Source organism: Brucella sp. LJL56, assembly GCF_054871705.1.
In genome coordinates, this window is sequence record NZ_JBTXLQ010000003.1 from 304579 (window position 1) to 321454 (window position 16876).

Here is a 16876-nt window from a genome sequence, read left to right on the forward strand (position 1 = left end):
ACAAAATAGTTGCGGTCAAGTTAATTTTGTGTAAATTCAGTTTTGTGTGCACGATACACACGAAATGGAGAAAAATAATGACGATTGATGAAGCGCTTACGAAGCCCACAATAACCATCATCGAAGCGGGGCAGCTGTTCTTTGGGTTATCACGGGATGCTTCCTATCGAGCCGCCCGTACTGGCGATATTCCAACTATTCCAGTTGGAGGTGTGAAGAGAGTGCCGGTAATGCGTCTCGCTGAAATGCTGGGTCTTCGCGCCAACATCGGAGGTCAGGGATGACCCAGAAAGCAAAAGGCCCGGCAGAGGCGGCAACCTCAAAACCGGGCTGTGTTCACCTCGCCCCGCAAACAGGAAAGAAGAACATGCAGAGCAATACCACAGAACTGCCGGGACCGGCAACAGAGAACCCGTGGGTGAAGGCAAGGCGTCTTGCCCGCGAGCTATCCGACACCCTGGCTAGCATTGTTGATGAGGACCGCCCGGAATATGCGATGGTCTTTCCAGACACCAGCCGGGGCTACAGGTACGGGTTCGCGTCAGGCGGGCTAAGTGATCCATGCAAGCTCAAGCTGCCTGTCGATCAACTCAACGACCTTTCACAGAGCGTGGCCGACGCTTTGGACGAATGGCAGGAAGGTGAATACATGGCCGTTATTCTGCCCCGCAGCCGTAGCAATGGCTGGCCGGTCATGTTCGGCAGCATCAAATCTCAGCAGGACATGATCGCAGCAAAGGCAAAGGAAGCCTTGGAAGTGGAGGTAGAGTTATGAACAGCCTCGCCGTTAAACGCTTTCACCGGCTCATGCTGGAAAGCTGGATAGAAGACATGATCCGGCTTCTCGACCAGATGGACGGCGACCCCGATTTTGAAGACGACGATTTAGAGGACGAGAACGAGCACGGCGGCGACATTCAAGATGAGCCGCATGATCATTGCGACAGCGGCGACGATGAACTGACGCTTGGCTGGCCCGAACAGGTCACGCAGCGCGGCATAGAAATGCCGGAACCGTTCTCGGCAAATTATGACACCGACGACAGTCACGCCGATTATGGCGGGCCTCGTTACCTTGGTTTTGACGGAAGCGGCTACCGCAAAGCGAAAGATGAATTGGCGAGGCTTCAGCGCCGCCGCCCTGATATCCATCAAGCCCACGTTCGGGTTTCGCCGGGCTATGGCTACGGGAGGAGTTCGTGATGCGCTTGCTACATTCACTCCACAATCGTTTCTGGCAATGGCTTGCGCTGGTTTGCTCCAAACACGCTGACCGAGTTTACAAGCAAAGGTATGGCCGATGAGATCATTTGCATCTATTCCGCCGACAATCTGGAAAACCGATCTGAAGAAGCTTCGCGGCGATCTGGAAGCAATCGCGGTCTACTATCACCTCACGACCAGTCACCACTCAACGATGATCGGCATTTATCCGCTGAATATCGAGTATTTGGCGCTGGATATTGGCATACCCTTGGAAGGCGCTTCGAAGGGGCTTCAAAGGGTCATTGATGCCGGAATAGCCTCTTATGACAGTGAGGCAGAACTGGTCTGGGTACACGATATGATCCGTTCTCAGGTGGCCCCACGCCTCACCCCCAAGGATAACAAGGTTGCCGGGGTTGCGAAGCAGATCGCCTTACTCCCTATCTGCCCGATTTCATTGGACTTTTACCGTCTCTATCGCACGGAATTTCACCTTTCTGGACGCCCAGAATGCGAGGAATACGAAAGGGCCTTGCAAGGGGCTTCCGAGGGGCTTCGAAGCAAGGAGAAGGATAAGGAGCAGGAAAAGGGCGAGGACCTAGATAAAGAAACAGGAGAAATCCGCTCCGAGGTTTCAAGTTTAGCGTCTACGCGTGAAGACGAAATGGAACTTCCTTTCGATGCTCCAGCCAACATTTCAGATGGGCAAGACTTCCTCAAGAGGATCGGCTGTCCGTCAGCATACTTTGAAACGGCTCTTCATCGGCTGATGAAGGAATGCCTGTTTCCCTGTGACATCGAAGAGTGGAAACGCGAAGCGAGGGCAGCATGAGCCAGCTTGATCTTTTCGCATGGGCAGAAGCCAAGCCGTCAAACGTGATCGATGCAATGCCGTACCTGATCCGTAAGGCGGCACTGGAAGTCATCTACAACATCCCAAATCGTAAAGGTGACGGAAACGTTGCCAACTTCCAAGAAAGGAAGACAGCATGAGCACCGAACCACTCGCAACATACACCGAAGTATTGGCTCTCATCATTAGCTATCTCGATAGCGCTTCCGAGTGTCTTGAACGTGAGAACAACTGGCTGGGGCGCTATGTCGATATTGAGAAAGAAAGCATTCAAGACACACTGACACTCATGGAACTTCGAAATGCATGTGACGAGGAGAAGGAAGCTGAAGCAGAGTTCTACACTCTGACATTACGCGCAGATCAGGTTGAAAAGCACATGAAAAACCTTGCGCAGGTCGCAGAATTTGCCAAGTGGGCGTCTGGCCATTTGCAATCATTCAAGGTTCAGGAGGAACCGGTATGACCGAGCAAATCAATCCCCGCGTTGTCGAAGCTGCTCAATGGCTGGCGACCACGCCGACGGACCAGAAGCCGCACCCGATTATCCCGGCGCTTCGTCGGCGGTTTGGCTTGACCGTGCTTGAGGCCACCCTTGCCGCAGCGGAGAGCGTTCTTATCCACGCGAGGGCGAATTGACCAGGAGAACCAGCAGTGAACGCCCCAGGACGGCAGCAGAGCGTCAGCGTGATTGTCGCGCCCGTCAACGCCGTGGTGATGTGATATTCCCTCTCGCGCTTCCGGGTGAAGCCGTCAGAGATTTCCTCATCGAAACCGGCCATCTGAAGGAATGGGACGATGATGATCCGGAGCTTGTCAAGGAGGCTCTTGAAGTCGCATTCCGGGATTATGTCACGCGTGACGGGGCGTGACGATGCGGGGTGATAGATTTGTCAGCAATGGCAAACAAGGCACCCAACATGACCCGGAACAGCAAAGACCAGAAGGGCGCGGAATACTTCACCCGCGCTCTTCGCCTTCCAGAGAAGCCCCGCCAGCTTGTTGAAGCGGGACAGGCCTATGAAGCAACTCGGAACGCCAGAGCGCTAGCATCGCGTGAGCTTTCCGATATGCGGTTAAGCCGCAGCAATGCCGAGGCCGGTGTTACGGTTCGGTCAATTCCCAGCCAGTTACAGATCGATGGTGCAGCCGACAATCTGGCCGAACTCGTCAATCAGGATACCGAGACGAGCGGCACCTTCCAGAGCCTCCATCGCGAATACGTCCAGACGGCCAATCAGCAACTCCAGCCGGTTTATGCGGCCTATGCCGCCGCCGTGCTCGACGCTGTGGAGACGTTGGATACCCTTCTGAAAGCCGGCGAAGATTTTCACCGTGAAGCTCTGCGCGCCGGTCTCTCGCCGGATCACCCAGCAATCAACGGCAGCAAGGCCACACGCGGCCTTATCGACAACTCCCTGAAACTTGCCCGGAGTTGGTGCCGATGATCATCAGCATGTTCTCAGATGATGGCATCAGCCTGGAACCGACCGAGGCCGTGAAGCAGCGCAATCTCAAGCTTTCCGAGCGTTACCGCACCAAGGGCAACCACGTCCGTCATATCCAGATCGACATCAAGGGATCGATTGACGAACAGATGTTCTGCGACACGGTTGAGAAGCTTGCATCTGCCCCGGCTGCGCATTCCATCGACCTTATTATCGACTGCCCCGGTGGCGAGTGCTTTCCAGCGATGTTGCTACACAAGCAGCTTCGCGACCATCCCGCCGAACGCAAGACGGCCCATATCGTCGGTAGCTGCGAAAGCGGCGGCCTGTTGATCGCACTGGCAGCAGATCGGCGCATCGCCAGCCGGAAGGCATCATTCCTCATCCATCAGACGCGATGTGGGGAATACTCGGTCACATCGTGGACGGCCGCTGATTTCCAGCGTCAGGCGGATCAATTCCGGGCGATTGACACGGATATGTTCGCCCTAATCGCGCAGCGCACCGGCATAGACGTTTCCACGATCCAAAACATCGCATCGGACGAAAGCCCGTCTTCTATCGATTGGTGCCTTGAAAACGGGATCATTCACGAAATTGCGGAGGATCGGCAATGAGCCTGCGAGACTTAATCAAGAACGCCCCACCGGAGCTTTTGAAATCATCCGTCCAAACTGGCGTCTTCTATGAAGCTCTAGCCGAAGTCATGGACGCATTTGATGCGATGAAGAAGCGACTGGATGCCCTGGAAGAAGGCGGCATCAAATACCGAGGCGCTTACCAGCGAGCACAGGACTATTCCAAGGGCGACGTAGTGACGTTCAACGGTTCCGCATGGGTAGCCGTAAAGGCGCTCAAGGAAACGGAAGCGCCCGCTTCATGTGATGGCTGGATGCTGATGGTGAAGAAAGGACGGGACGCGTGATGACCAATGACGAGTGGGAAAAGCGCGGTGAGCGCATGGCCGAGGCCGTTCTCAAGACTATCGAGAGAAAGATAGGCGAACGCTTGGGCGGAGCGATGTCATCCCAGCAAGCGTTCGATGAAGCCTTCGATGCTGTGAAGGGCTACATCGACCGATCCTTTGACGCCTTTGGAGAGAAGCTCTCCGATGTTGAGAAACGCCTCAGTGCCGTTGAGGCCAAGGCCAATCGGGAGGAAGCTCGATGAGCAAGATCACCAGCGACCAGAAGCTTTGCGCCGATCTTGAAAAGCATCTCAACCAGAAGATGGCGAAGTACCTCGCAGAAATCTGCGATGAGGTGATGATAGAGCATCCCCGCGCCGATCCCGTTTCCGTCGCCCGCACCCTCGCAGTGGCGTTGTCATCGGTCGATGTGATCGCCCTCACCAAAACCATCACAAGCAAATCTGTAATGACCGAAAGGGCATCAGCATGACCACGAACGCACAAGAATTCGTTACGGCCATCATGGCCCAGATCAAGCCTGTTCTCGATGAGAGCTTGGCCGTAATAGGCGAGAAGATCACGGCTCTCGAAAAGGCCGTGTCTCGACATGAGGCTGCGGCGAAACAGCAGGCCCACGCCAACGACAAGCCAGATGCGTTCACCACGCCGATTGTTGAGCTGTTCGGTGACGATGCTGTGAATACGCTCCAGCGAGTTCAGGATGAGTTCGGCACCCGCGCCCGATACGAGACCGAGCTATTCCTGCGATGCTACGCACACGCCACTGAGATTTTCGGACGCGTACCTACCAAGGAAGAGCAGCGGACAATCTTCAAGATCATCAAGCACAATACTGAAGGGATGACCTTCTGATGGCCAGACCTAAGCTCAAGATGATGAAGCCTCTAGTCTCGACCATGAAGCCCCGCCTTGGTCCTACACCTGGTAGCCAGAAGAGCCGAGACGCGCACCGTGTGAAGGTAGAGCCTTGGCGTCGGTGGTATCGCATTGCCCGGTGGCAGAAGCTTCGCATGAAGATATTCACTCGCGATCTCTTCACCTGTCAGATGTGCGGACTTCTGGAAAGCGACACATCCAAGCTCGTTTGCGATCACCGCGAACCACATGGCGGCAGTGAGACCAAGTTCTGGGATGAGACCAACCTGCAATGTCTCTGCAAGACTTGCCATGACGGCGAAAAGCAGCGCCTCGACCATCAGATGAGGGCCTATCGATGACCGGGGGGGCCGTTTTGATCCGAAATCGGGCTTTGAGCGCGTACCCACGCCCTCCACATTCGCATAATTTTTTCCCCCAGATCGAATTGTTAAGCGAAACGGAAAAATGACCGAAAAACCCTCCGCCCGCTTGATCCTGAAAATCCGGGCTTCTGACCGCGCCACGATGGCGGCGGCACCCCATTTTTATTCGGAGAGTTAACATGAGCATCGAAACAGCCAAGGCGTTAACTGTTAACGCAAATATCAACGGCAATCAGGCCAATATCGGTATCAAGCACCACGCATTGCCATATTTCGAGTACGACCATGGATCAGCAATTTCCATGCTCAAACGCCTGATGGGCAATTCGTGGACGGCGGATGATGTCACGAACGTTCTCGAATTTGCACTTGGGCCACAGCCAGCAGAAGGCACCGACCTCATGCAGTGGAGGCTTCTCAAGCCAATCGCTAGGGTCAACGGGGTTCTCACTACCCGAAAATCATGTGAAGGCATCATTCAGCTTAAGGAAGCTATTCGGGCCAAGGGCGTCGGCACATATGCGCCACTCGCCGCCATGGTTCTCCTTGCCGCACTGTACGGCGTTGATGAGGCGGATGCTTCCTTCTCCGATGAAGAAGAGAACGCCGATGGCTAAGGGCTGGTATCTAAGCGGTGAATTTAAGCGGCGTATGCTTCGGTTGCCTGAAAAGGTCCGCAAGGAGACCAATCGGGCCATAGAGCAGAACGCCGACGAATGGGTGCGTGTGTCGCGCAGCATGGCCCCGGTCGATCCGAAGGACGGCATCCATCTGAAACCAAGCATCCGCCATTACGAGACCGAGACAGGCGGTCAGGTTGTGCGGGCTGGCGGCGAAGCCACCACGCGACCCGTCAAGGACGGCCAGAGCGCCACATTCGATTACGCTCTGGCGCAAGAGTTCGGCACCCAGGAGATGGCAGCCAATCCGTTCTTCTGGCCCGCTTATCGCCTGTTCAAGAAGAAGTTCGCGAGCCGCCGCAGCCGTGCTCTGAGCAAATCAGTCAAGGATTTCAACAATGGCCAATGAACCCGCATTGTATGCGCGCATGGAAATGCGTGTCGCCCAGGCCGAAAAGCAGATGGCGAAGTTTGCCAAGCAGCTTGACGGCGAAATGGGGAACATGGAGCGCCGCACCAACAAGGCGGCGAAGAACATGGAAAGCTCGCTGAGCCGTGGCTTCTCCAAGATGAAAGGCATCGTGGCCGAGTTTGGCAAGGGCCTGTTTGCGGGCATCGCTGCCGGTGGCGTAGTTGGTCTCGCCGCGAGTGTACAGGCTGTCACGAAGTCATTTGCTGACCTTGGCCGCGAGGCGCAGACTGCCGGTATCAAGGTCGAGGATTTCCAGAAGTGGCGCTATGTTGCGGATCAGAACCGCATCGGCATTGACGCCATGATCGATGCTTTTAAAGAGCTCAATATTCGTGGTGATGAGTACGCAAAGACCGGCAAAGGCGGCGGCGCGGATGCCTTTGCTCAGATCGGCATGTCACCCGCTGAAGTAAAACAGCGCCTGAAAGACCCTTCAGCGCTATTGCTGGAAATCATCGACCGTACACGAAGACTGAAGGACACAGCGGCAGGCGTCAGGATATTTGACGAGTTGCTTGGAGGACAAGGGGGCGAGCAGTTCACCCGCCTCATTGAGCAAGGTCGCGAAGGCATCACTGCCACGCTCAACGAAGCCGAAAAGATGGGCGCTGTCTTCGATGCTGAATTCATCAAGAAGGCTGATGAGATCGACAAGGCTTTCAACCGTCTGGCGACCACGATGGGGACGGCTGTCAAAGGCGCTATCGTGGAAGCAGCAACCGCGCTGCAAGGTTTCCTGTCGTCGTGGCAGGGTATGGAAAACAAAACGCTGTCTGGCATCAATGCCGAATTGGACACGCTCATCAAGCGAAGAGAACAGCTTCTTGCTCAAAAAGGTGGATGGGAAGATAGCGTTCTCGGTGTCGTCGGCAAGGATGCTGCCACAGAGCTAAAAGCCGTCGACGAGCAGATGGCACGTTTGCAGGCTCGCAAGGACGAACTAACCGCGGTCAAACTCGACACCATCACAATCGAGCCACCGGTGAAGCCGTATATCCCGCCTGACACCAAGAAGAAGGGCAAGTCAGATGAGGAAAAGGCGCGTGACCGGGCAGCCAAGGCCGCTGAGCGCGAACGCAAGGCTGTCACCGACCTGATTAAAGACCTTCAATTCGAAGCCTCGCTGGTTGGCAAGACGGCACTGGAAAAGGAGAAGATGACCGCTCTCCGCCATGCAGGAGCGGCGGCGACGGCTGCGGAAAAGGCCCAGATCGAGCAGCTTGTGGAAGCAAACTACAAGGCTACCGAGGCATACGACAAGCAGCAGGCAGCTATTCAGGAAGTCAACGATGCCGGTCGCGAATTTGCCGGTACGCTGGTTTCTGGCCTTCTCAGTGGCGCAAAGGCTTCGGACGTGCTGTCCGACGCTCTGGGCCGACTGGCTGACCGCTTCCTTAACTCAGGCCTGGATGCTCTATTCGGAGGCGGTGGCAGTGGCGGGATCGGTAGCATCTTCAGCAGCATATTCGGTGGAGGCAGTTCCGACCCATGGTCCGGTTTACGACTGGCGGGCGGCGGTCACGTGCGCGGTCCCGGTTCATCGACCTCAGACAGCATCTTTGCAAAGCTCTCCAATGGCGAGTTCGTTGTGAACGCCAAGGCGACGAAACAGAACCGGGGCATTCTGGAAGCAATCAACAACGGCATGTCTTTGGACCACTTTGCGACAGGCGGATATGTGCCAGGCGGTGAAGCTGGGGCCGAATGTATTCTGGCGATAGGAGGGCAGGCATGAGCGCGTTAGCTATATCAGTTGGCACGGACGGCATTCTCGTTGCATCGGATGGGGTTTGTCACCCCTACGATACCGGCGAGATTTCGGGCTTTGTCTCCAAGGTCATCCTGCTACCGGAATATGACTGCTTCATTGGTGCGACCGGCGCAGGCGAATTCGCCGTTGGCTTGCGATGGGAAATCAATCAGCAGATTAACAGCTTTGACGATCTGGTGGACGGCATAGCGGACTTCTGTGAGACCGTTCACCGCAAGCTGTTTACCGATGTGTGGGGGCAATGGTACCGAGGTCCGATCAGCGAAGTCTCATGTGTCATCGGCGGATGGTCTGATGCACGGCAGGCATATGAGGCGTATCGCGTGGTCAGCTACGAAAAGCCAACTGTGGATTTGGGTAATGGGCGCTCCATGAAATTAGAGCCGTTCGTGCGCGCACCATTGCCTGCCGCGACATGGTGCAGTCATCTGCCAGATACGATGCATGAGTTTGACCTGATCCCGGTGCTTCCGAACGAAGATACTGCCGACATTCTGATGCGGCTGATTTGCGCATGTCGTGCCGACAGCGGACTTGTCGAGGGAGAAGAAGAAAACGAGGGCGACAATCGTTACTACATGGTTGGTGGGTTTATTCAGATGACCGCCATTCAGCAGGGACACAGCCAATCGTGGATTGCTCATAGGTGGCCCGAAGATCAGATTGGCAAACAGATCGACCCGAACGGCCCAGAACGTTATCCGGCGTGGCTGAAGGAGCGCTACGAGCAGGCCAAGGCAGTTAGCGAGGTGGCGGCATGACATCACCGTCCCTTGAGCTTCAAAAGGCCCTGTATGACCGTCTCAAATCCGATCCGGCGTTGTCGGCAGTTATCAATGGCCGGGTCTATGACACCGTGCCGGAAGGGGCCGAGTTTCCGTATGTCTCATTCGGCTCTTTCGATGAACTGAGCGATGATGCGGAGTGCATCACCGGCTTCGAGATCACCATGCAGCTAGACGTATGGTCGCGAAAACCTGGCTTCCCAGAATGTCGTCAGGTTGGTGATCTGGTCAGGCGGGCTGTCCTCAGTGCCGAAATTGAACTGTCTGACAATCGGCTGGTTTCTATATCCCACCGGCAGACCATGACAATGCGTGACCCGGATGGGCTGACCAGTCACGGCATCGTCAACTTTGTCGCGTTCGTAGAGCAAGGAGCGTGAGGACGATATGAGCGTAAGAAGTTTCACAGGTATGCTCAATGGACGCATGCTCAAGCGCATGACGGCACCGGGCTATGATGCGAATAATCTGGCTGACCCGGCCACATTTTCATCGGACAATGACTATCTGAAGCTGCACACAATCGTAGACATACCGCTGACCAAATATCAGCACGACGGTAAGCGTTACTACATCGGAGAAGCCGCTTTCCCCGATCTTGGCTACCTTCCATTGATCTTCGTGTCTATTACGCCAACCAGTCTCGGTCGTGTCTTTTTCCCAAATGACCGTGCGACCGCCACACAAGAGATGAACGATTTCTTTCAGATCGCATATTGGACTAACCACATCTGGGTATCTACCGAGAAGGGTGTAGATACCAGTTACGACTACCGGTTCCGTGCTCTTGTTTTTAAGAACCGGCTACAAGAAAATTTTTAGCCATGAACCGCGTTAACGAAATCCATATCGAAGGTGTCGGATCAGTCCGGCACCCAAAGCAACCAGCAAGCGATGTCCTCAAGCGAGAACCCTGATGCCCGTAATGTAGGGCGAGAAGCCATCTCGGTATTGCATGACACGCGAAATATTACTCTGTACGTTTTCGTTTTCCCGGTTCTTCTCAAACCATACATATACTGCATCTGTAAACGAGCGACAGAAGTTCGGTACGCTGTAAATATATGCATCGTTCATTAAACAATTAACCATCGTTGCACCGGTTCCTGCGGGCACAAAGATTACCCTCTCGACGTTATGTGCGAGATCTCCAAAGCGCCCATTGTGCACAACACCACACCGCATTGAATAAAGATCCTCAGATGTGACGAAACTGAACTTATCTCTTGGAAGATTTTCGTCACACCACTGCCGATACAATTTTCCGCTAGTTCGTCCATCAGCAGAAGATAATGAGACGCAAATATCGGGTAGTGCCACCGTCATCGTTACTGCAAGAAATGGTAGCCCTCTCTCAGCTGCGATATTGATCTCATTCAGTAGAGGATAAAGTGGTGATTGTGGTTTCATTGCTCCCCCTAGTTTTCGCAAGCTGGCAGAAGCCATTATTTGCGTCAAGGGGGGCGGTATATCGATCCTTCGCCGCTATCCACTGCGTACCCGTCAGCCCACTTCGCGCATCCATCTGCAATTGAGAAAAAGGGGGGCGGGGCATTCTCGGAATAATCGGCGTCCGTTTCCAGACCCGCCCGACAAGACGGCAATCATAAAGCGTAAGAAAAACAAAAATTGTCGAGGCTCATGAAACAGCAACCCTTTGGTTAGCTATTGAAACAGACGCTATCACTGTGTTGAACTGCCAGCGGGAGGCGTCTCATGTTTGAAAAACAGATAATCGGAGTGACTTGCCCTAAATGCGGAAGCCAGATTGAGCAGACCATCGCTTGGCTTAAATCCAACGACAAGGTCATTTGTCCTGGGTGCGGTACTGATTTCACCATCAATAGCGAAAGGCTCTCCGCCGGATTAAAAAAGGCCGAGGAAGCGTTCTCGAAACTCAGGAAATCTCGTGAACTTTGAACTATCCCGCCCCTTTTATTGAATTGCGGATACGTGTGTTGTCCTGGCACACGGGTCTCGGACACCGATCGGTGACAGTTTAGACCTACCCCCGCCTCCTATTCCGTCAGACAGCAGGCCAGCATCGCCGGATTGGTTGCTCTCTCATGCGGTGCGACAATCCTATTCATCCGCACAGCTTCAGCGTGACCATCGATGATGTGTCCCAGCCGATAGAAGCCTTTGCGCCTGTCTGGCTTGATATAGCCCTCTGAGACCAGTTCCTTGAAAGCGATATCGCTTATGTGCAGCACCCGCGCACCATCGTATCGGTTGATGAGCATGGAGCGGATAGGCTTGTTGAGCTTCGACATGTGCAATCCACAAATGTTCAATAAATTCGATCTATTATAGCGCACTGTTCACCAAATGTGATATATTCTGAACAGTCTCCAATCCAGCAAACAGGCCGTTTCACCATGACGACAGCACATGAACTTTGCGCGGAATTTGATATCGAGATTATTCCAGGCACCAGCTACCCGCTACCGGGGCAGACACGCGCCGTTGCCACGATCAACCGACTGATCGAGAAGTACGGTGAAGGCCACGCCCGTATCGTCCTGTCCACCCTGGCGGAAGCAGTGGGAAAGCAGGGACTGATCGACAAGTACAGCCTCTGGGCCGTGAGCGATCTTGTCCGTGCCTGCTCTGATTGGATCGAGACCGATTTATCAAGCTGGTATGAGGCATGGGATCAGATGCCTATGGGTTTCGCCATGTGGGAATGTAACCAGCTATCTGGCATCGTGCTTCAGCGCGCCAGTCTTGCCGGTATGCTCTACCTGATGCTTTCCATGCACAAGAGCGCAAAGCGGGCCAACAAAGCGCCTAACTACAAAGCGCTTATGAAAGCCTACGATGAGGAAAAAGCCCTTCACCGGGCAACCTCGACGGAAATAGGCGGCTTGCCTTCGCTGCCACAGCTTCCCAGCAATACAAAACGCTTTAGATGAGGGGCGGCCTGAAATCAGTAGGTTTGTCTAGAAAGAGCATGGCACAACGCGGTATGTTTTGTATGGCGTTGCCCTATCTTCCGGTACGAAATTTCCAAAACGAACTCGCCTGTGCCGATATCTATATTGGGATATCCAGGCATTCGAGAGAAATTGATCGTGAAGTGCCGCGTCACTGTTCCGGCTGGCTTTCCTCTATTTCCTTTAACAAGAAAGCGTGGTTGGTTACCCGCATAACACTTTCCGTCTATGTAGCCCCCGCTGACAAAAGCAAAGTCTGGTTGTTGAATGTTTACTTGATCAACGACGATGTTGTGCCGGGAAAAGTTAACAACGCGCAGCACGCAACGGTTGGTGTCGTCGCCTCGTTCAATAAGAAAATCGGGATCAGCTTCACCTATTGCATAGGCCATCTGTTTTCGTTGCGTCTGTGTTTGCCCATACAGAAAATAGATCGTTATTCCAGCAGCGATAGCCGCAGCCCATCCACTGAGAGCTCCAACCCATTGCCGAAAACACGCTATACCGCTCAAGTCATCCGGCGAACAAAATCCGTCGCGATAAAACATTCGGACTATTTCGGTACAGAGAATGATGGTGAAAGCGCCGACAATACCAAACAATATTGCCGCCCAATATCCCCGAATTATCTTGAACGGCTTCATAGCGCCTCTCGAAAACGCCCTTTCATGCACGGTCCCATTTACTGCCCCGTCATTATAAGATCGGCTGTGTTACCACCGCGTATGGTCACACGTTCCATCAGTGACCCGCCCTGTGATACATCCCCAGCCATCCAAGTGACAGGCGTCACAACGTAATATTCGCCGTCTGCCACATTATTGAACTCAAATCGCCCCTCGCCATTAGCGCGGGTAACTTTGGTCATCGATATGTATTGAGGATTATTGTTAACGGGCTGGACGTATCTGCCAATCTTTCCGCCGGCATAAATCAAATTCATGCGTTCATCCGCGTAAGTTGATTTCGGAATTAGCCGAACATCTGACCCTGCTGCGTAGACCACCATTCCGTCATTGCGGCGTAAAAAGGCTTGGCCCTTGATCGTTCCACTGCCTGCCTTGTTGATAAAAGCTGCCTCAGACGCATTGAACGTTGATTTGACTTCAGGAGTTGCCACGCAACCACTTGCGGCCATCAATGCAGCTAAAAATGCGAACGACTTAAGTCTCATTTAAATCCCCCTTGCCCATATCGATTTCTCGCAGAGCAATGAAAGAGGGTCAAGTCATTGGTCACTCAGATTAGACCGAAACCCTATTCCCCCTCTTGCTCAATCTTCCCCCGAGCCTTAGCGGCAGCCTCGAATATTCGTAACACGGAGTAAGTAAGCTGATCTCTTTCTTTCGCAGTTAGACCCCACATGCCAGAATAGTGAAGCGCATCGGGATAGTTGTCTGCGCATTTCTTTGCGAGGCTTCGGATAGTTCGGTGATGCTCTCTGAGGTCTTCTGTTGGAAAACTTTCAGTGGAAAGAAACAAGAGCTGCTGTACCGCAGAGTAAGCAAATTTGGCAAATTTACCTTTGCCACGCATGAGTATTTCAGCAGCATTGCGTATACGATGATATGCGCTCGGATCAGGCCAAACAGTCAATCACATCTCCCACTTTTAAGATTGGTTTATCGGATCGCGCCTCTGACCAAAGAGTAGCTTCAGATTTGACCATCTGTAGTTATCTGTAAGTTCATTGCGAACATCGTTAAGAACCACCTGTGGTGGACGCTGGAGAAAATCTCTAGCTGCTTGCACCTGACGCTCTCGGCTATCGGAGGCCAATCCAGGGAAGATAGCTTCAGCTTCTGCACGGAAGAAATGCTCAGTTTTTTCCGGGTATATCGCAGAATACCACGTCACAAAAACCCCAGCCCCATACGGGCTACGACCATTGGCAGACATATAATCAAGACAGGCGGTAAGCAGAATTGCGTCACAATCGGAATGGCTAAAATCGTCTATCGCAGCATCAGGGTCTCGATCCGCATGTTTGACAAAATTTCTTGGCGCATTAATCAAATCTCGAATAGCTCTCGGCATTATGCCTTGGCTGTTCGTTATTTCTTCTAGAATTCGTATCTTGTTCTGGCGAGCTAGTAGGGCGTCGCAGATTTCCCAGACATTTGCGGCTAGCGAATACACAGCAATGGGTTCATTCATATACCAATGGATATGTATTGCAGCCAGCAATTGCCTTCTGGCCGCGTCTAGTTTGGATATTTGTTTGCGCTCAGTCACAATCGCCCCTCCATTAGATCAAGTCTGCGCTCGCTTGCGTTCTGCTCTTGCCAATAGGCTCTCTAGAACGTTCTCGTCATTGTCAGGCAAATCGGTGAAGTAGGCGTCGAGTTTGTACCGATCCCAGACGACACGACCGTCGATCCACTTTCCCTTGGGCATGCGTCCGTCTCTTACCAATTCATCGAACTTGGTTGTGCCGACGCCGATGTACCGGGCGGCTTCCTCTCGGTTCATTCCGCGTGGTGGATAAGAATAGGGATCGCTTCTCACAGGTAGCCTCTTCCCTTGTCCTCGTAAGGAATTTCATCCGAGATGTCGTTCAGGAGTTCCTGCGGGATCAGACGGATGTAGGCGTTACCGATCTTGATTTCGGGGATGCATCCGGCCTTCTTCGCGCCTTCGCAGATCGCGGTTACCTGTCTGGCGGTGATATCGAGACGTTTGGACATTTGCTGACCTACTGGAAGTGTATTAGCGAGCTTCCCTTGATTTTGGACCGTTCAGGCGCATTCTCAAAGCTTCCTGCGCTGACACACCTGATTTCGCGGCTGCCGAGTTGATCTCAGGCGTCGGCGTCACTCTTACGCGACATCTTTCAATCATCCTTCTTATGCCGTTACGCGTCACGAAATCCTTATTTGCGATGCGGATGATTTCGAGGTTTCCCTTCGCCGCTTCTGTCCGCAAAGACGATTTCGTCAACCGCCCAGAAAAGAATATCTCAACAGCATCTGCAAGCGAGATCAGTTCGTCTTCGTCTAGATCAGTAATGCGCGGTTTGTCTGTGCTCATGGTTTTTCCCCTCCCGCTGCTACGACCGATTTTCTCTGGTCTGTCGTCTTAAGCGCAAAGTGTCTGCGAGGGCCATCCTCTCACCTGGCAGAGCAGCAGCACCTTCTTCGGATTTAACCGAGACAGCATTGCGTCGTTCGTATTCCTCGACAGCAGCGGGTGTAATGCGAAGCAATTTGCCGACGCGGAACGCTTCAAGTTGGCCGGAATTAATCATGTTCCGTATCTGGCGGGATGAGCATCCCCAGAGTTTCGCCACGTCTTCAGGACGATAAGCGTATTGGTGTGTCATTCTTTTGTACCTCCCTCGTATGGAGAGGCTGGCAGCTACGTGACAGGCGGTCAAGCCGGAAGAACAATCTGCGAACAGGCTGCTACCATTTTGCTACCCAACTCGGTAGCACGATCCAATTTAGATGCATACAGATAAGGAAAGCCTCTACCGCTATCGCCGAAAATTCGGGCTTTTCGTGGATGATTAAGCACAGCAGCAGACAGGGGCGTTAGAATTTGAAGTCCGGACATGCCACCGGGCATGCATCCCTTCCTGATATTGAATTCATTCCATAAATTCGTTTCGGGTGGCCGCAGCAACAGCCAGTTTTCTGCCTTGCTGCGGCCATTTCATTCGCTCTTCATTCCTACAGCAGGAGCAATCATAGCGTCAATCTGGGCGGCTGTATTCCAGCCGCCGATCACTGAATGATGCAGGTTCCCGGCCAGTCTCTACACGACCTGTTGGCGCAGCCGCCAATGACGGCCAGAACCAGTATCAGGCAGATGGCTGACGAAAGAGATTTCATTGCTTCCTCGTTTGCGTTGCAGCGCTCTCAATAACACATCGTTTGCACGGTTGCGCCTGGGTAGCTCTGACGAGATGTACAATAGACCGATTTCGGTTGAGATGCTGATGACGAACCGCTGCCATACGAACTGCTGACCGCATTCCCGATGGATTGTCCAAATTCAGCCGCCTCCTGCTTGTGTTTCAACTCAAATTGCATTCTACAATTTGCATATGCATCCGTGCCTGGCTGAAATCCAAAAGCCTCACATTGCTGCGCTTCACGTTTCAAGCGTGCCTCTCACATCGGCGTCGTGCATGCCGCCAACGTCATTGCGACTACAACCAAGATTATTCCCCGCATAGCCATCCCCACATTATGTGTTTGTTACTATCGCGCTCGATTATTGAATGACGAGACCGCGTCGTTGAATTCATTTAACGCCCGATTGTTATCACTTTGCGCTTCTTCAACGGCAGTTTGTGCTTCATCATTCCTACAGCTCATGTATCGTCGAACGTCGTCCTGATAGCTTTCCATCTCGCTTTTGCAGCGATCAAATTCCCACTGATCGTCAAAATCACCAAAGCTCGTTGCGCAATACGGCGCAGAAGGCTTGCTGCAATAAGCAGCCGCTGGCGTACTCGCGACTATGATGGATGATAGTGCAGTATAGAAAATAGCGCGCATATTGATCCCCGTCCCCTGCAACTTCAAAGCGTGAATCTAGTGATTTTGCAAGTGATCAAATAGGAACGGTCAAAAATCAGATAGGTAGTATGAACGTGTATATGCTGC

Annotated in this window: 33 protein-coding genes; 23 read left to right on the forward strand and 10 right to left on the reverse strand. The window is 53.1% G+C overall.

Translation table 11 applies throughout. The features are described from left to right. Positions 1–77 precede the first annotated feature (77 nt). The 21 genes from ACYSN1_RS13365 to ACYSN1_RS13465 all read left to right on the forward strand — a co-directional run bounded on the left by ACYSN1_RS13365 (position 78) and on the right by ACYSN1_RS13465 (position 10149). On the forward strand, positions 78–284 hold the full coding sequence (locus ACYSN1_RS13365) for a helix-turn-helix domain-containing protein (RefSeq protein WP_461726125.1): 207 nt from the start codon (positions 78–80) through the stop codon (positions 282–284). Next, positions 281–775, forward strand: coding sequence for a hypothetical protein (locus tag ACYSN1_RS13370; protein WP_461726126.1), 495 nt, complete (start codon positions 281–283; stop codon positions 773–775). Before ACYSN1_RS13365 ends, ACYSN1_RS13370 begins: the two co-directional genes overlap by 4 nt. Next, complete coding sequence (locus tag ACYSN1_RS13375) at positions 772–1203, forward strand: hypothetical protein (RefSeq protein ID WP_461726127.1); 432 nt, start codon at positions 772–774, stop codon at positions 1201–1203. Before ACYSN1_RS13370 ends, ACYSN1_RS13375 begins: the two co-directional genes overlap by 4 nt. 97 nt (positions 1204–1300) lie before the next feature. After that, complete coding sequence (locus ACYSN1_RS13380; RefSeq protein WP_461726128.1) at positions 1301–2038, forward strand: hypothetical protein; 738 nt, start codon at positions 1301–1303, stop codon at positions 2036–2038. After that, positions 2035–2199 carry a hypothetical protein gene (locus ACYSN1_RS13385; RefSeq protein WP_461726129.1) on the forward strand — a complete coding sequence of 55 codons (165 nt, stop codon included), beginning with the start codon at positions 2035–2037 and terminating at the stop codon, positions 2197–2199. The genes ACYSN1_RS13380 and ACYSN1_RS13385 overlap by 4 nt, the downstream gene beginning before the upstream one ends. Further along, positions 2196–2525, forward strand: coding sequence for a hypothetical protein (locus ACYSN1_RS13390; RefSeq protein WP_461726130.1), 330 nt, complete (start codon positions 2196–2198; stop codon positions 2523–2525). The genes ACYSN1_RS13385 and ACYSN1_RS13390 overlap by 4 nt, the downstream gene beginning before the upstream one ends. Further along, the gene (locus ACYSN1_RS13395) at positions 2522–2698 is read left to right on the forward strand and encodes a hypothetical protein (protein WP_461726131.1); all 177 of its coding nucleotides are present in this window, start codon (positions 2522–2524) and stop codon (positions 2696–2698) included. Before ACYSN1_RS13390 ends, ACYSN1_RS13395 begins: the two co-directional genes overlap by 4 nt. Next, a complete protein-coding gene (locus ACYSN1_RS13400) occupies positions 2695–2931 on the forward strand; it encodes a hypothetical protein (RefSeq protein WP_461726132.1) in 237 nt (78 codons plus the stop codon). The genes ACYSN1_RS13395 and ACYSN1_RS13400 overlap by 4 nt, the downstream gene beginning before the upstream one ends. A 48-nt stretch (positions 2932–2979) precedes the next feature. Continuing rightward, positions 2980–3507: a hypothetical protein gene (locus ACYSN1_RS13405; RefSeq protein WP_461726133.1), complete on the forward strand. Its 528-nt coding sequence runs from the start codon at positions 2980–2982 to the stop codon at positions 3505–3507. Beyond that, on the forward strand, positions 3504–4124 hold the full coding sequence (locus ACYSN1_RS13410; protein ID WP_461726134.1) for an ATP-dependent Clp protease proteolytic subunit: 621 nt from the start codon (positions 3504–3506) through the stop codon (positions 4122–4124). Before ACYSN1_RS13405 ends, ACYSN1_RS13410 begins: the two co-directional genes overlap by 4 nt. Next, on the forward strand, positions 4121–4432 hold the full coding sequence (locus tag ACYSN1_RS13415) for a hypothetical protein (protein ID WP_461726135.1): 312 nt from the start codon (positions 4121–4123) through the stop codon (positions 4430–4432). Before ACYSN1_RS13410 ends, ACYSN1_RS13415 begins: the two co-directional genes overlap by 4 nt. Continuing rightward, positions 4429–4677 carry a hypothetical protein gene (locus tag ACYSN1_RS13420; RefSeq protein WP_461726136.1) on the forward strand — a complete coding sequence of 83 codons (249 nt, stop codon included), beginning with the start codon at positions 4429–4431 and terminating at the stop codon, positions 4675–4677. Before ACYSN1_RS13415 ends, ACYSN1_RS13420 begins: the two co-directional genes overlap by 4 nt. Continuing rightward, a complete protein-coding gene (locus ACYSN1_RS13425; protein WP_461726137.1) occupies positions 4674–4907 on the forward strand; it encodes a hypothetical protein in 234 nt (77 codons plus the stop codon). The genes ACYSN1_RS13420 and ACYSN1_RS13425 overlap by 4 nt, the downstream gene beginning before the upstream one ends. Continuing rightward, positions 4904–5290, forward strand: coding sequence for a hypothetical protein (locus ACYSN1_RS13430; protein WP_461726138.1), 387 nt, complete (start codon positions 4904–4906; stop codon positions 5288–5290). The genes ACYSN1_RS13425 and ACYSN1_RS13430 overlap by 4 nt, the downstream gene beginning before the upstream one ends. A 194-nt stretch (positions 5291–5484) precedes the next feature. Next, positions 5485–5655, forward strand: coding sequence for an HNH endonuclease (locus tag ACYSN1_RS13435; RefSeq protein WP_461726297.1), 171 nt, complete (start codon positions 5485–5487; stop codon positions 5653–5655). 203 nt (positions 5656–5858) lie between these two features. After that, positions 5859–6296 carry a hypothetical protein gene (locus ACYSN1_RS13440; protein ID WP_461726139.1) on the forward strand — a complete coding sequence of 146 codons (438 nt, stop codon included), beginning with the start codon at positions 5859–5861 and terminating at the stop codon, positions 6294–6296. Further along, on the forward strand, positions 6289–6708 hold the full coding sequence (locus ACYSN1_RS13445) for an HK97-gp10 family putative phage morphogenesis protein (RefSeq protein WP_461726140.1): 420 nt from the start codon (positions 6289–6291) through the stop codon (positions 6706–6708). The genes ACYSN1_RS13440 and ACYSN1_RS13445 overlap by 8 nt, the downstream gene beginning before the upstream one ends. Next, positions 6698–8506, forward strand: coding sequence for a hypothetical protein (locus ACYSN1_RS13450; RefSeq protein ID WP_461726141.1), 1809 nt, complete (start codon positions 6698–6700; stop codon positions 8504–8506). The genes ACYSN1_RS13445 and ACYSN1_RS13450 overlap by 11 nt, the downstream gene beginning before the upstream one ends. Beyond that, positions 8503–9303, forward strand: coding sequence for a hypothetical protein (locus ACYSN1_RS13455; RefSeq protein ID WP_461726142.1), 801 nt, complete (start codon positions 8503–8505; stop codon positions 9301–9303). Before ACYSN1_RS13450 ends, ACYSN1_RS13455 begins: the two co-directional genes overlap by 4 nt. Further along, complete coding sequence (locus ACYSN1_RS13460; RefSeq protein WP_461726143.1) at positions 9300–9707, forward strand: DUF3168 domain-containing protein; 408 nt, start codon at positions 9300–9302, stop codon at positions 9705–9707. Before ACYSN1_RS13455 ends, ACYSN1_RS13460 begins: the two co-directional genes overlap by 4 nt. Before the next feature lie 7 nt (positions 9708–9714). Continuing rightward, positions 9715–10149 carry a hypothetical protein gene (locus ACYSN1_RS13465; protein ID WP_318282608.1) on the forward strand — a complete coding sequence of 145 codons (435 nt, stop codon included), beginning with the start codon at positions 9715–9717 and terminating at the stop codon, positions 10147–10149. Positions 10150–10227: 78 nt separating this feature from the next. Here the strand turns inward: ACYSN1_RS13465 and ACYSN1_RS13470 are convergent, their stop codons facing one another. Beyond that, positions 10228–10737, reverse strand: a complete 510-nt coding sequence (locus tag ACYSN1_RS13470; protein ID WP_151588455.1) for a hypothetical protein — start codon at positions 10735–10737, stop codon at positions 10228–10230. Positions 10738–11043: 306 nt separating this feature from the next. Here ACYSN1_RS13470 and ACYSN1_RS13475 point away from each other — a divergent pair, with 306 nt between their 5' ends. Beyond that, positions 11044–11247, forward strand: a complete 204-nt coding sequence (locus tag ACYSN1_RS13475) for a YnfU family zinc-binding protein (RefSeq protein ID WP_151588454.1) — start codon at positions 11044–11046, stop codon at positions 11245–11247. A gap of 98 nt (positions 11248–11345) precedes the next feature. Here ACYSN1_RS13475 and ACYSN1_RS13480 read toward each other — a convergent pair whose 3' ends face one another. Continuing rightward, positions 11346–11600 carry a hypothetical protein gene (locus ACYSN1_RS13480; protein ID WP_461726144.1) on the reverse strand — a complete coding sequence of 85 codons (255 nt, stop codon included), beginning with the start codon at positions 11598–11600 and terminating at the stop codon, positions 11346–11348. Positions 11601–11705: 105 nt separating this feature from the next. Between ACYSN1_RS13480 and ACYSN1_RS13485 the strand changes: the two genes are divergently transcribed. Beyond that, positions 11706–12242: a hypothetical protein gene (locus ACYSN1_RS13485; protein ID WP_461726145.1), complete on the forward strand. Its 537-nt coding sequence runs from the start codon at positions 11706–11708 to the stop codon at positions 12240–12242. Positions 12243–12256: 14 nt separating this feature from the next. Here ACYSN1_RS13485 and ACYSN1_RS13490 read toward each other — a convergent pair whose 3' ends face one another. The 8 genes from ACYSN1_RS13490 to ACYSN1_RS13525 form a co-directional block, all read right to left on the reverse strand. After that, the gene (locus ACYSN1_RS13490; protein ID WP_461726146.1) at positions 12257–12907 is read right to left on the reverse strand and encodes a hypothetical protein; all 651 of its coding nucleotides are present in this window, start codon (positions 12905–12907) and stop codon (positions 12257–12259) included. 38 nt (positions 12908–12945) lie between these two features. After that, positions 12946–13437, reverse strand: coding sequence for a carboxypeptidase regulatory-like domain-containing protein (locus tag ACYSN1_RS13495; RefSeq protein ID WP_461726147.1), 492 nt, complete (start codon positions 13435–13437; stop codon positions 12946–12948). A 437-nt stretch (positions 13438–13874) separates the two neighbouring features. Further along, positions 13875–14498 (reverse strand): hypothetical protein, encoded by a 624-nt coding sequence (locus tag ACYSN1_RS13500; RefSeq protein WP_461726148.1) that lies wholly within the window; start codon positions 14496–14498, stop codon positions 13875–13877. A gap of 18 nt (positions 14499–14516) precedes the next feature. Further along, positions 14517–14660 (reverse strand): hypothetical protein, encoded by a 144-nt coding sequence (locus tag ACYSN1_RS13505; protein WP_461726149.1) that lies wholly within the window; start codon positions 14658–14660, stop codon positions 14517–14519. 107 nt (positions 14661–14767) lie between these two features. Continuing rightward, a complete protein-coding gene (locus ACYSN1_RS13510; protein WP_461726150.1) occupies positions 14768–14950 on the reverse strand; it encodes a hypothetical protein in 183 nt (60 codons plus the stop codon). Between the two features lie 22 nt (positions 14951–14972). After that, complete coding sequence (locus tag ACYSN1_RS13515; RefSeq protein ID WP_461726151.1) at positions 14973–15293, reverse strand: hypothetical protein; 321 nt, start codon at positions 15291–15293, stop codon at positions 14973–14975. 19 nt (positions 15294–15312) lie between these two features. Beyond that, on the reverse strand, positions 15313–15585 hold the full coding sequence (locus ACYSN1_RS13520) for a helix-turn-helix domain-containing protein (RefSeq protein WP_461726152.1): 273 nt from the start codon (positions 15583–15585) through the stop codon (positions 15313–15315). 883 nt (positions 15586–16468) lie between these two features. After that, positions 16469–16768: a hypothetical protein gene (locus tag ACYSN1_RS13525; RefSeq protein WP_146206485.1), complete on the reverse strand. Its 300-nt coding sequence runs from the start codon at positions 16766–16768 to the stop codon at positions 16469–16471. Positions 16769–16876 lie beyond the last annotated feature (108 nt).

Coding starts and splice junctions, on each gene's coding strand:
- ACYSN1_RS13365 (WP_461726125.1), top strand. CDS start 78: ATGACGATTGATGAAGCGCTTACGAAGCCCACAATAACCATCATCGAA.
- ACYSN1_RS13370 (WP_461726126.1), top strand. CDS start 281: ATGACCCAGAAAGCAAAAGGCCCGGCAGAGGCGGCAACCTCAAAACCG.
- ACYSN1_RS13375 (WP_461726127.1), top strand. CDS start 772: ATGAACAGCCTCGCCGTTAAACGCTTTCACCGGCTCATGCTGGAAAGC.
- ACYSN1_RS13380 (WP_461726128.1), top strand. CDS start 1,301: ATGAGATCATTTGCATCTATTCCGCCGACAATCTGGAAAACCGATCTG.
- ACYSN1_RS13385 (WP_461726129.1), top strand. CDS start 2,035: ATGAGCCAGCTTGATCTTTTCGCATGGGCAGAAGCCAAGCCGTCAAAC.
- ACYSN1_RS13390 (WP_461726130.1), top strand. CDS start 2,196: ATGAGCACCGAACCACTCGCAACATACACCGAAGTATTGGCTCTCATC.
- ACYSN1_RS13395 (WP_461726131.1), top strand. CDS start 2,522: ATGACCGAGCAAATCAATCCCCGCGTTGTCGAAGCTGCTCAATGGCTG.
- ACYSN1_RS13405 (WP_461726133.1), top strand. CDS start 2,980: ATGACCCGGAACAGCAAAGACCAGAAGGGCGCGGAATACTTCACCCGC.
- ACYSN1_RS13410 (WP_461726134.1), top strand. CDS start 3,504: ATGATCATCAGCATGTTCTCAGATGATGGCATCAGCCTGGAACCGACC.
- ACYSN1_RS13415 (WP_461726135.1), top strand. CDS start 4,121: ATGAGCCTGCGAGACTTAATCAAGAACGCCCCACCGGAGCTTTTGAAA.
- ACYSN1_RS13425 (WP_461726137.1), top strand. CDS start 4,674: ATGAGCAAGATCACCAGCGACCAGAAGCTTTGCGCCGATCTTGAAAAG.
- ACYSN1_RS13430 (WP_461726138.1), top strand. CDS start 4,904: ATGACCACGAACGCACAAGAATTCGTTACGGCCATCATGGCCCAGATC.
- ACYSN1_RS13435 (WP_461726297.1), top strand. CDS start 5,485: ATGTGCGGACTTCTGGAAAGCGACACATCCAAGCTCGTTTGCGATCAC.
- ACYSN1_RS13440 (WP_461726139.1), top strand. CDS start 5,859: ATGAGCATCGAAACAGCCAAGGCGTTAACTGTTAACGCAAATATCAAC.
- ACYSN1_RS13445 (WP_461726140.1), top strand. CDS start 6,289: ATGGCTAAGGGCTGGTATCTAAGCGGTGAATTTAAGCGGCGTATGCTT.
- ACYSN1_RS13450 (WP_461726141.1), top strand. CDS start 6,698: ATGGCCAATGAACCCGCATTGTATGCGCGCATGGAAATGCGTGTCGCC.
- ACYSN1_RS13455 (WP_461726142.1), top strand. CDS start 8,503: ATGAGCGCGTTAGCTATATCAGTTGGCACGGACGGCATTCTCGTTGCA.
- ACYSN1_RS13460 (WP_461726143.1), top strand. CDS start 9,300: ATGACATCACCGTCCCTTGAGCTTCAAAAGGCCCTGTATGACCGTCTC.
- ACYSN1_RS13465 (WP_318282608.1), top strand. CDS start 9,715: ATGAGCGTAAGAAGTTTCACAGGTATGCTCAATGGACGCATGCTCAAG.
- ACYSN1_RS13470 (WP_151588455.1), bottom strand. CDS start 10,737: ATGAAACCACAATCACCACTTTATCCTCTACTGAATGAGATCAATATC.
- ACYSN1_RS13475 (WP_151588454.1), top strand. CDS start 11,044: ATGTTTGAAAAACAGATAATCGGAGTGACTTGCCCTAAATGCGGAAGC.
- ACYSN1_RS13480 (WP_461726144.1), bottom strand. CDS start 11,600: ATGTCGAAGCTCAACAAGCCTATCCGCTCCATGCTCATCAACCGATAC.
- ACYSN1_RS13485 (WP_461726145.1), top strand. CDS start 11,706: ATGACGACAGCACATGAACTTTGCGCGGAATTTGATATCGAGATTATT.
- ACYSN1_RS13490 (WP_461726146.1), bottom strand. CDS start 12,907: ATGAAGCCGTTCAAGATAATTCGGGGATATTGGGCGGCAATATTGTTT.
- ACYSN1_RS13495 (WP_461726147.1), bottom strand. CDS start 13,437: ATGAGACTTAAGTCGTTCGCATTTTTAGCTGCATTGATGGCCGCAAGT.
- ACYSN1_RS13505 (WP_461726149.1), bottom strand. CDS start 14,660: ATGCCCAAGGGAAAGTGGATCGACGGTCGTGTCGTCTGGGATCGGTAC.
- ACYSN1_RS13510 (WP_461726150.1), bottom strand. CDS start 14,950: ATGTCCAAACGTCTCGATATCACCGCCAGACAGGTAACCGCGATCTGC.
- ACYSN1_RS13515 (WP_461726151.1), bottom strand. CDS start 15,293: ATGAGCACAGACAAACCGCGCATTACTGATCTAGACGAAGACGAACTG.
- ACYSN1_RS13520 (WP_461726152.1), bottom strand. CDS start 15,585: ATGACACACCAATACGCTTATCGTCCTGAAGACGTGGCGAAACTCTGG.
- ACYSN1_RS13525 (WP_146206485.1), bottom strand. CDS start 16,768: ATGCGCGCTATTTTCTATACTGCACTATCATCCATCATAGTCGCGAGT.